Consider the following 1541-nt stretch of genomic DNA (forward strand, 5'->3'; position numbering starts at 1 on the left):
GTTTCAATTTCTTCCGAGCCGCTGGTGGTCAAATAAACTCCACTGTTGACAAAAATCAATTGCCGTGGACGGATACTAAATTCCAGCAGGGTTTTTAAAAAGGCTTTCATCAGGATTTTCCCCAGTTTATCATCCCCTTTTCCCATGTACTGGTCGTTGATATAAATGGCCAGTTTCTTGTGTCCGTTAGAGGGGGAGATTGTTTTTTCACTGGCTTGGGGGGAGGGAATGCTACACGAGAATCCTTTGGCAATCTCCAGGTTAATAGTGCCCGAATCATCATCATTGCGGTTGACAATGCAGCTCTGGCTTTCGGCAAATCGTTTCACATTGACCGCTGAAGGCTCTGCATCCAGCAGTACGGTGATGATTCCTTCTTCCAGCTGATCAAGGGCTTTTTTGGTTTCTATAACCGGTTGGGGGCAGGCTTTCCCACGCACATCAAGCTTGAAGCTGTGATTTTTCATCATGCTATCCTTTTATCATATTTTTATATCCTAGCGTTTGCTGTAATCCAAACGTGAATACTAATCTTAAGATTATACGGGGAAGAGCATTATTGCAAATAGAATATAGTAATTCAAACAGGTATTTCTATCGGCATAGCCGATGATTCTGCCAGCCTACCGGAGATCAGCTTGAAATGAATAAGCATAGCCGCTTCAGGTCTTGATTTCATTGACTTGTGGCGGAAATACTGTTATACGATTGCAGATGACATTTTTAAGGAAGTGTCTCCGTCACTGGTGGGCGGCCTGGACTTCAAATCCAGTGTTTCTGGCTAGTACCCAGAAGGGTGGGTTCGATTCCCATACACTTCCGCCAATTTTCTGTTCAGCCACCATGTTGTTCGGTGATAGGAGTAGTGCTCATGTTTGGTATTGGTATGCCTGAGTTGATTATTATTCTGGTTATCATCCTGATAATCTTTGGGACCGGAAAGCTGCCGGAAATTGGTGGTGCCCTGGGAAAAGGGATCCGTAACTTTAAAAAAGCATCAAATGAAAAGCCGGAAGAAATTGATGTTACTCCGGAAGCTGATGACAGCGGACCTGAAACTCAAGAAAAATCTGATTCCTCCAACGGGTAGTGATTGTTGTCGGTTTACCTTGGTTTCGGTGCCAATCTCGGTGATCGTTACGGGCAGATAAAAAAAGCCCTGGCGCTGATTAATGCCCTTCCAGAAACAGAAATTACCAAACTGTCATCTCTTTATGAAACTGCGCCGGTGGGTTATACGGAACAGGGAAATTTTTTCAATGGAGCCTGTGAGCTTGAAACAATCCTTCCCCCGTTGGAGCTGCTGAAGGCTTTGCTCGCTATTGAAGATTCTCTAGGTCGGGTCAGGACCGTTCGCTGGGGTCCCAGGAGCATTGATCTTGATATCCTCTTCTATAATCATCTTATCCTGCACCAACATGATCTGATTATTCCCCATCCGGCCATTGCCAAGAGGGGTTTTGTCCTTTACCCTCTTTGCGAGATTGCGCCGCATTTTATCCATCCGGAAAAAGAATGTGATATTGCCATGTTGCTGGAAA

General features: G+C 44.8%; 3 protein-coding genes and 1 tRNA gene. 3 read left to right on the forward strand and 1 reads right to left on the reverse strand.

All coding sequences use genetic code 11. The features are described from left to right. Positions 1 to 470, reverse strand: a 470-nt coding sequence (gene yedF, locus U9P07_12840) for a sulfurtransferase-like selenium metabolism protein YedF (protein MEA2110291.1), incomplete at its 3' end; no start/stop codon positions are given. A 257-nt stretch (positions 471 to 727) separates the two neighbouring features. On the opposite strand from yedF, the gene U9P07_12845 reads away from it, so the two are divergent. From U9P07_12845 to folK, 3 genes are all read left to right on the forward strand, one after another. After that, a tRNA-Sec gene (locus U9P07_12845) sits at positions 728 to 825 on the forward strand. Between the two features lie 46 nt (positions 826 to 871). After that, positions 872 to 1090 (forward strand): twin-arginine translocase TatA/TatE family subunit, encoded by a 219-nt coding sequence (locus tag U9P07_12850; GenBank protein MEA2110292.1) that lies wholly within the window; start codon positions 872 to 874, stop codon positions 1088 to 1090. A gap of 6 nt (positions 1091 to 1096) precedes the next feature. Then, the coding region (gene folK / locus U9P07_12855) for a 2-amino-4-hydroxy-6-hydroxymethyldihydropteridine diphosphokinase (protein MEA2110293.1) at positions 1097 to 1541 on the forward strand (445 nt) is incomplete at its 3' end.

It is taken from the genome of Pseudomonadota bacterium (assembly GCA_034660915.1).
In the GTDB taxonomy this organism is placed as follows: domain Bacteria; phylum Desulfobacterota; class Anaeroferrophillalia; order Anaeroferrophillales; family Anaeroferrophillaceae; genus DQWO01.